Annotated in this window: 6 protein-coding genes; 2 read left to right on the top strand and 4 right to left on the bottom strand. The window is 48.1% G+C overall.

Going from position 1 to position 8,884, the window contains the following annotated elements; translation table 11 throughout:
* The first annotated feature begins 7 nt into the window (after window positions 1–7).
* Window positions 8–3,571: a hypothetical protein gene (locus K4039_RS05575; protein ID WP_265234135.1), complete on the top strand. Its 3,564-nt coding sequence runs from the start codon at window positions 8–10 to the stop codon at window positions 3,569–3,571.
* Window positions 3,572–3,932: 361 nt separating this feature from the next.
* A complete protein-coding gene (locus K4039_RS05580) occupies window positions 3,933–6,806 on the top strand; it encodes a zinc-dependent metalloprotease (protein ID WP_265234136.1) in 2,874 nt (957 codons plus the stop codon).
* Window positions 6,807–6,863: 57 nt separating this feature from the next.
* Here K4039_RS05580 and K4039_RS05585 read toward each other — a convergent pair whose 3' ends face one another.
* The 4 genes from K4039_RS05585 to K4039_RS05600 form a co-directional block, all read right to left on the bottom strand.
* Window positions 6,864–7,214, bottom strand: a complete 351-nt coding sequence (locus K4039_RS05585; RefSeq protein ID WP_265234137.1) for a DUF5615 family PIN-like protein — start codon at window positions 7,212–7,214, stop codon at window positions 6,864–6,866.
* Entirely contained in the window at window positions 7,211–7,540 is a 330-nt protein-coding gene (locus K4039_RS05590) for a DUF433 domain-containing protein (RefSeq protein ID WP_265234138.1), read from the bottom strand. The genes K4039_RS05585 and K4039_RS05590 overlap by 4 nt, the downstream gene beginning before the upstream one ends.
* Window positions 7,541–7,619: 79 nt before the next feature.
* Window positions 7,620–8,255, bottom strand: a complete 636-nt coding sequence (locus K4039_RS05595) for a Uma2 family endonuclease (protein WP_265234139.1) — start codon at window positions 8,253–8,255, stop codon at window positions 7,620–7,622.
* Between the two features lie 65 nt (window positions 8,256–8,320).
* A complete protein-coding gene (locus tag K4039_RS05600) occupies window positions 8,321–8,575 on the bottom strand; it encodes a hypothetical protein (protein WP_265234140.1) in 255 nt (84 codons plus the stop codon).
* Window positions 8,576–8,884: the final 309 nt, after the last annotated feature.

The following is an 8,884-nucleotide window of genomic DNA, read 5'->3' on the forward strand; positions in this document are numbered from 1 at the left end:
AAGTCCCATGTTGAATGCGAACGGGAGTATATTGGCAGACAATCGATCGCCCGCATCGCAGTGGGCCTGGTCCGCTTTAGGGCTGCCCGAAGTGCAGGTACAAGCGCGTTTGCGCGGAAATCACCTGCATATTTTGTGCGAAGCAGCGCTGTGTCCGTCTCAGGAATTGGTGACGGCGAGATTTAAGAGCGCGATCGAACAAACTGATTTAACGCGACTTTTGCCCGATCGAACTAAAATCTACCAATTGTTTCTGTGCGGCCGCAAACTCGGTTCCCGACAAAACGACTGGACTGTTCGGCTCGATTGCAGCGGTAAACAGCGACAGCCACAGCGACAGCCACAACAACCGGAACCAGAATCAAAAATTTCCGAAGTGCCACCACCAATGAGTCCCCCCGACAGCGAACCGCCAGCAAGTCCTAAAAAAGGCGGATTCTTCGGCAAATTCACCAAAGAAAACCGCAACTTCAAACTGAAACCAGAACCAGTAGAAACCCCGACACAAATGCCTCAGGTGCGGGAAGAAATGGATTTTGACACAGCAAGTTTCCCCATCGCCTCCCGGATTGAATACCCAGAAGTTTTTGAAACTTCCCCAGTGACGATCGACACTTCGGCAGCGCGAGAAGCTTTCAGTGCCCCCGTTTCTGCGAAATCACCGCAAATATCCACGCATCAGCAGGGAAGTCGCGGCGCGGTGGCTTTGATTCAATCCCCTGAAATACACTCCGGTGACAGCGATGATGGCGGTACATTGACGGTTTCGGCCGAAACTTTGGCGCGCCAGGGCTATCCAGAGGCGATCGCCAGCTATCTCAGCGAAATCCTTGGGCCGATGGGAGTTTCTGTCAAAGTCAGCATTCGCGAAAAAGAAGTCAAAAGCAGCCGGGAAACCCTGCACCCCAATGCGCCACAAATTCTCAAGTCCAAGGAAAGGCGGCTGTTAGTGCTGTGCGAGTCAGCTTACAGCCCCGAACCATCCTTGCTCGCAGAACCGATCGCCAGTAGGCTGCGGAAACTACAACTAGAGGATGTAGTCGAAGCAGTGATCGGCAGCCAAGTGAGCGGCGAATCGAAGCCGGACTGGCTGCTGCGGGTGGATTTGACACCGCCGGACACAATTCTCAAAGAATGGGCTCGCTGGGGAGACGTACAGTCGATCACCAAACTGCTTAACCAACACTTGGCGACATCAACAGTCGAAGTGCGAGCAACCCTCAAAGAAGCAACTCTGCACTTGTTTTGTAGCAAAACAGTCAAAAAAGGACAAAAACCCAAACGGCAAGAATACCCTGAACAACAGCAAACTACCGATGCGATCGCCCCTTTGTTAGCATCCTTCGCGCCCCAAGGCATCCGCGCAGCAACTATCTACGGCGTAGAACCCGCCAGCGACAGCAAAACGGAGCCGGAGTCGCCAGTGTGGATCGACTGGGTAGACTTACCAGCAGCGCACCACCCAGACTTAGCTGCAAACCCCAGAATATTGGCAGCCGAAGGCGACCAATTAGCCTTGACTTTTTTGCTCAACAGGTTTCTCAATCCCAATCTAAACCGGAAGCTGGAAACGGGAGGAATTCGGGCTGTGGCGCTGCACAAAGCCGACGTGCTGCACGTCATGACTGAAGCTGTGACTTGCCCTGCTCAGTCGAAGGTAGGCCCGCCAGTGGCTAAATTCTTGCGGCAGTTAAAAATTCCGGGAGTGGCTCTTGTGCGAGTCTACGGGCGCCGCGCTGGCCAGAAAATGCCCCTATGGCGCTACGGTATCGATCTTAAAACGGCGGTTGACGGGGAATCAGTACCAATACCCGCATCGGCTCCCTCGCAACAGGCTGTCTTGTCCAAGGAAGCGGTGCCGGAGTTTGCGCCGTCGGTGGCGGATGGGAGTTTTTCGGGTTTGGGAGAGAATTTGGTGTTCGATGCTCCGGCGCCCGACGACTGGCGGTCCCGCTTCAAAATCCGACTCCCCGGCTACAAGCTGGGCGAGCAGTTAGTTCATGCTGTGGTGCAGCCACTTGTCGCTTCGGGTTTGTTTGTTCCCAACGACGCTTTGTCAGTGAATGCTGCGGCGCCGGGGGGCGTGAAGGCCGATCGCGTGGCGGGAATGGCCTTGATTTGGCTGATCGCAGGCTGCCTGCTGACCTTCAATACCGATTGGTTCCTGGGTCTATTTCTTAAATCTGCGACGGTTAGTCAAGCTCCTAGAGCCTCCGAAGTTTGCAGCGGCCCAAATTGTCAAGATTCATCCCCCAAGCCTCATATCGACGTTCAAGCCTCTCTCACGAACCCCGATTCTTCCTCTCCCTCTCCCTCTCCGGTTCCTGAGTCTCAAGAGGTAAATTTGCCTCAAATTCCGTTACAACCATCGCCAGAACCCAGCGGAGACAAGGCTTTCAACGGTTCTGGGTTTACGAAACCGGGAAATACTAGCGTTCCTGTAGCTGATGTTGCTGCTGCTCCGGTGTTTCCGACTTTGAGGAGCGAGCAGCTTGATGAGCAGATTGCGCGCTACCAAGAGTACATCCGCCAGTACAAAAAACCGCCGGATATTTTAATTGTGGGGAGTTCTAGGGCGCTGCGGGGCATCGATCCGGCGGCTCTGGAAACGGCTTTGGCTGCTGGGGGCTATCCGGGGTTGAGGGCTTACAATTTTGGGGTGAATGGAGCTACTCTGCAAGTGGTAGATTCGATCGTCCGCCGGATTTTGCCGCCCCAACAATTGCCGAAATTGCTGGTTTTGGCGGACGGGGCGAGAGCTCTCAACAGTGGGCGGCCGGATTTGACTTTTAGTGCGATCACTTCTTCCGAAGGTTACAGACAATTAGCCAGGGGTAGTTTTTTGATCCGCACCAATCAATTAGAATCCCCAACAGCGAAGGAAATTGCCAACAATCCGATCGCGAGTGCTGGTGAATTGATGCACAATTTGGAACAAAGTCAAGCGAATGTTCAACAATTTTTGAGCCAAAAGTTGGTGGATAGTTCTGCAACTTACAAAAAGCGCGATCGACTCAAAGGGTTTTTGCGATCGATCGCTAATCCATCAGCCCCTGCTTTAACCGACAGCACCGCAACCGCAGCCGAAGACAAACCAACGACTGAAAAAGCTCAACCAACTGCTACTAAAGCACTCAGTGAATTTCAACCAAATGGCTTTTTGCCGATCGACATCCGCTTCAATCCAGATACTTACTTTCAGAAACACGCCAAAGTATCTGGATATTACGACACCGACTATCAAGATTTTAGATTGACAGGGGAACAAACTGTAGCACTCAAAAACATGATCGAATTTACCAAAGTTCGCAACATCAATCTCGTATTTGTTAATATGCCTCTGACGGTCGATTATTTAGACCCCGTGCGGACAGGTTACGAACAAGAATTCCGGCAATATATGCAACAATTAGCAGATCAAAGCGGACTAATTTTCCGAGATAATAGTTTATTGTGGCCCCAAGCACGGGAATCTTTTTCCGACCCCAGCCATCTCAACCGTTACGGTGCTCTTGCAGTTTCCAAGCGATTGGCTCAAGATCCGATGATTCCCTGGCCGGCGAAGAAGTAGAAGATGAGAATGGGAGAATGGGAGAGGGAGAGAATGGGAGAAGTTATAAGCTAGTGGGTAGCTAGGTTGTCTGTTATGTTCGAGGGAGATAGCGGGAAAAATACTCCTTGACGCACGCAGATCTCAGAAACCGGGTTTCTACGAATATTTCTCGTTACTAAACGCAAAATTGTCAGAGAAACCCGGTTTCTAGTCACCACGCGCGTCAACCATAAAACTATCGCTACCTGTTGTTAGAATTTAAATGATTTAAATCTTATGGTAAAGGCGGGTTCAGCAAGATTAATGATTGTTATTTCAATCATTAATCCTGGGATGCGACTATCTCAAAACAATTCTTTCCTGCAACTGGACACTGAACATGAAAAGATTAATTTTTTCTAAAAATAGCAGAAACAAACTGATTAAAAATCCCCGAAAAAATCTGCCTTTGATATTTTTTATACTATCTCTAGCATTTTTCCTGTTTAGTTTGTATAAAGGTTTATTTTTACCTTTTGCTTTATCAGCTCCGCCGCCCAACAAGGAACAAAGTACCGAACAGGAAGCTCTGCAACCCTTCGAGCAGGTTGTCAAAGACGCGCCAAAGTTAGAGGGACTATTTACACTTTACCGCAATCCAGCAACTAATAAAGTTTATCTGGAAATTAAACCGCAACAACTCGATAAAAAGTTTTTGTGTTTCGTGACATTAGCCTCTGGTTTGGGAGAAGGGGGCATTTTGAGCGGATTGCCGATCGGAGATTTCTTATTTCAACTGAGGCGCGTCCAGAATAACGTGCAGTTTGTCATACCGAATATCAATTTTCGCACCAGTGCGGGCGATCCGCAAGCGGGTTCGGTGGAAAGGGCATTTAGCGAGTCGATTCTCTATTCTTTGCCGATCAAAAGCATTCATCCGCAAAGGCAAACTCTGCTGATCGATTTAGGCGATTTGCTGATGAGCGACAAGCGCGATTTACCAGGGGTTAAAGCGATTTTGCCGGCGATTTTGGGGGCGGCTTACTCAATCGATGACGACAAATCTTATTTTAAAGATGTGAAAGCGTTTCCGCTGAATGTAGAAATTGCTTCTATTTACGGTTTTTCCAGCGATAATGACAGTGCTGTTAACTATTTACCTTCGATTCCTGACAGTCGCGCTTTTAACCTCCGCATTCACTACAGTTTCTCGGAAGTGCCACTGAATAACGGCTACCGCCCCAGACTTGCAGACGAGCGAGTGGGCTATTTTCTGACAGCATATAAAGACTTTTCTGACAACAGCGGCCGGGAGCCTTTTGTGCGCTATATCAATCGCTGGCATTTGCAAAAGCAAATCCCGACAGCGCCGCTGTCGCCTCCGGTGCAGCCGATCGTCTTTTGGATTGAAAATAATGTGCCTCTGGAATACCGAAATGCAATTCGTGAGGGGATTTTGGAGTGGAACAAAGCTTTTGAAAACGCAGGTTTTACTGAGGCAATTCAGGTTAAACAAATGCCGGATAATGCTAAATGGGACCCGGCTGATGTCCGCTACAATACTATTAGATGGTCAAGTTCTTTTGAGTCGGATTTTGCCGGACTGGGGCCGTCTCGCACTAATCCGCTGACTGGGGAAATTTTGGATGCTGATATTTTGTTGGATGCTAATATTGTCCGGCAAATTAAACAGGGATATCGGTCTTTGGTGGAACAAAATCGATCGCTAGGGAAGAGTTTTCAAGGGCGAAATGGCTCTAATACTAATCCCTGTCAGTTCGGGATGTATTCTCGCTATTTGCCGATGCTCGGCAATGGGGATTTAGGAAAAAGCAGCGGGGAAAAGTCTCAAGGTGGAATTGCTGATGATTTACCGACTTTGGTGGAACGATATCAAGTGCAAAAGCGATCGCCTTTATCGCGCTTGATGTCGAGTTCTGATCTGTGCTTTGGGTTGGAATCGAGTCGGCAATTTGCGATCGGGGCAATGTCGATGTCGCTGTTGGACAATGCAGCGCCTAGCAGTCCAGCGATTGAGAATTATGTTAATGATTATATCCGATATTTGACTGCACACGAAGTCGGTCACACTCTCGGTTTGAAGCACAATTTTCACGGGAGCACGATGCTGCAACCGGAGGATTTAAACAATACTCAGGTAACTCGCACGCAAGGTATGGTGGCCTCGGTGATGGATTATGTGCCGATTAATTTGGCACCGGAGGGAACTGTTCAGGGTGACTATTATCCAACGATTGTAGGGCCTTATGACGATTGGGCGATCGAGTACGGTTACAAAGTTATGGGTGGCTTAAACCCCAACAGTGACTTACCAGCGCTGCAAAAAATTGCCAGTCGCGCGGGGGAACCGCAATTAGCTTATGCGCCGGATGAGGATACTGTTGACAATCTCGATCCCGCTGCGAATACCTTCGATCTCAGTGGCAATATGCTGAGGTATTCGCAATCGCAATTGGATAATTCTAGGGCAATGTGGAAGCGTTTAGAAAAGCGCATTCCGGCTGGGGAAGACGGTTATAATGAACTGCGGGTGATGTTTGATTCGGTGTTCGGGTATTATTTTCAGCAGGTGATGAATGCTACTTTGTATGTGGGGGGACAGTCGTTTAGTCGGATTCGCCCAGGAGATATCAATGGGAAATTGCCGTTTGTGCCGATCGAACTTTCGCAGCAACGAGAAGCTTTGGCTACCATTGACAAGTACGTATTTGCGCCCGATGCGTTTAGTTTTGCGCCGGATTTGCTGAATAAATTAGCACCTGCGCGTTGGGATCACTGGGGAAGTCCGGCTTTGGTGTTTCCTCTAGATTACCCGATCGGCGATCGAATTACTTTTATGCAGCGATTTGTGCTGCGAGTGTTGCTATCTCCGGTGCGGCTAACGAGGCTGCGGGATGCGGAGTTAAAATCATCGCCGGAAAGCGCTTTGAAGTTGCCGGAAATGTTTGATACCTTGCAAAAAGATATCTGGAAAGAGGTATTGCAGCCGGAAAAGAAGATCCAAATTTCGACTTTTAGGCGATCGTTGCAGCGGGAACATTTGGCGATTTTGATCGGCATGGTGCTGCGAAAAACCAGTGTTCCTGAAGATGCGCGGACTCTGGCGTGGTATGAGTTGCGGCAGTTGCGGGAGGGTTTGAGCAAGAGTATTCGGAATTTGGACAGGAATGCGGATGCTTATACGCGGGCTCATTTGGAGGAAACGCGCGATCGTATTTCTAAGGTTTTGAACGCACAAATTCAGTCGAATTAATCTTATAGCAACCGCCAAGGCGGTTGCTATAGTGTAAAAAATCAGTTTTAGTTTGCATCACAGAGGTAGCTTGGCAATACGATCCACCCATTCCTCTGCACTAGATACGGCCCAAATCACCAGCAGTTCTTCGATGACAACTTCCATCGGTATTTTTCGGGAAACAATAATGACACCAGCACTCTGATTGGTAGTAATGAACTCAGCAAATTCCGATGGCATTGTTTTGCGATCGTGGCTGACAAGAACACGTCTTTGCTGTGCTGCAATTGCCAGCACATCTAAATCTTTAACGCCTTCTAACCCAGCAGCAAAAGCAGTTTGAAAGTCGATTGTAGATTCTCGTCGCAGTAATCCTGTGACGATCGCCTGATTTAAGTCAGCATCAGCTTGATAGCGCACATTCACGATCGTACCTGCTTTCTTGCTGCCTTAGCTGCCATCAGTTTGTTGTACAAAGCTCGATCGCTGGTTTGTAGAGGTTGAGGCATGGCATCAAATGCAGCTTCTTCGGCGGCTAAGTAAGCGTCGATTTCAGCGCGGTTGGCTAGATAAAAGGCGATCGCCCCATAAACCTGTTCCAGTGTCAGTAGTGGGAAAGACTGAACAATACTTTCGGGCGATAGTCCTTGTTGGAAAGCATAGGCGATCGAGTCAAGAGAAATCCGAGTTCCTTCAACCAAATAGGCATCATTCCGATACTCTATATAAGTTTTAACTGCTACAACTGGCATACATTTTTTGGGATTCTAACTACTTATTATCATAGACGGATTCGATCGAGTTCGTCTGGAGTGGAATTGCGTTTGTCGCTTATCGATTAGCTAATTGTTGCTTCAAATCGCGGATTGCAGCGCTGGTGTTGCGTTGGTAAGCAATTTCTACACAGCGGGCTATCGCACTTTGTAAATCGAAATCTGGAAAATAGAGGCTTTGGGTTTGAACTTGATAGTTTGCACCTTGCAGCCGATAAATTAACAGTTGTTGTTTCTTATATAGCCAGATTTCAGGAACCCGATAGGGAAGATAATCTTGCACGTCGGAATAACTGGTAACATCAATTTCGATGACCAAATCTGGCGGAGGATCGTTTTGCCAGTCAATCCGCTTTTTGCCACAAATTGCTTGCCAGTTGTTAATATAAAAGCAATAGTCTGGTTCAATTCCGCTTTCTTCTGGCACTGTCATGGTGATAGGAGTAAACGCATCGTATTCCCGCCCATCGCTATCTAGGATGGCTTTTACAATGTCAGCAATCAAGTTTGCATCTTTTCCGTGTACGGGTAAAGGTGACATCAGCAATACTTCTCCATTGCGATACTTCAGACGCGGAATTGAGCCATCTCCTCGGCGATCGTACAAACTCTGATAATCTTGCCAGGTTGCAGGTAAGCGCACTACAGAACCCACAGGCAATTGAATTTTTTCTGGTGATACGAGGGCAAACATAATCTAAGCTCCCTTTTTTGCTACGAATCATAATGAATTGTCGTTGCTGCTGTGTGAGGCGGGATTCAGACATAATCAACGATATCGGGATGAGGATTGATGCCGAGGGTCTGCATGAGGTCTGTCAGAGGTTGGTTGCGGAAGGTTGCGAGTTGAATTAAGGCTTGAATGCGGGTAACGTTGAGTTGTTCAAGTCGATCGCTCATTTGGATCAGTTGCTTGTGTTCTTCGGGAGTCAGGGTTTCGGCATGACGCTTGGTGATAAGGGCATGGTATTCTTCCCAGGTTTGTGCACTAAAGCCGATGTTAATGGTGGTCATGGTTATCTTGGCAGCAACATCTATTTATCATTTTAGCGATCGAATTTGAGCCTTGGCGGTGGCTCTATTTTTTTAGGGTAGGGAAACAGGGCGATCGCTCCTAAACAGGTTAAAACATCCCACGCAAGCAAGATGCTTACACTACAAGGAGTCTGACTTGGATAAATCACATAACTCATTTACTGTAGTTTAGACTAACTAAAGATGAGAACGGTGGCAAAAGAAGAACTAGAGCCACCGCGCCGGGAGAGAATGAGGGTGAAAAATAAAACCTATCCACTCCCTAAATGAACAGTGAACGATTAAGGA

The sequence above is a fragment of the Lyngbya sp. CCAP 1446/10 genome (genome assembly GCF_026130175.1).
GTDB lineage: Bacteria > Cyanobacteriota > Cyanobacteriia > Cyanobacteriales > Microcoleaceae > Microcoleus.